This is a genomic window from Robbsia andropogonis (assembly GCF_000970345.1).
Lineage (GTDB): Bacteria > Pseudomonadota > Gammaproteobacteria > Burkholderiales > Burkholderiaceae > Robbsia > Robbsia andropogonis.
Genome location: NZ_LAQU01000262.1, coordinates 1 through 399 on the forward strand (window position 1 = coordinate 1; position 399 = coordinate 399).

The following is a 399-nucleotide window of genomic DNA, read 5'->3' on the forward strand; positions in this document are numbered from 1 at the left end:
CATGATCGGCCTACCTCCCGGCACGCAAGTGTGGCTGGTTGCCGGCGTGACCGATATGCGGCGTGGCTTCGACGGTTTGGCCGCTGTCGTGCAAACCAAACTTGCCAACAACCCGTACGGCGGCCAGGTGTTTGTCTTCCGAGGTCGGCGCGGCGACCGAATCAAGGTGCTCTGGTGGGACGGACAGGGTCTGTGTTTGCTCTGCAAACGCCTTGAACACGGTTACTTCGTCTGGCCGCAGGCCGATTCCGGTAGCGTGCATTTGAGCGCTGCGCAGTTGTCCATGTTGCTTGAAGGCATCGACTGGCGCCGACCACAGCGCACCGCCACACCCCGTGCGGCGTAGTCGTAGCAGTTGTATACGTGGCCTGAAATGCGTAAACTGTCGCCATGGCCGAA

1 protein-coding gene is annotated in these 399 nt (G+C 61.2%); it reads left to right on the forward strand.

All coding sequences use genetic code 11. The annotated features are described in order from the left end of the window. Positions 1–346: IS66 family insertion sequence element accessory protein TnpB (tnpB, locus tag WM40_RS27440; protein ID WP_046154715.1), on the forward strand; the 346-nt coding region annotated here is incomplete at its 5' end. Between the last annotated feature and the right edge of the window lie 53 nt (positions 347–399).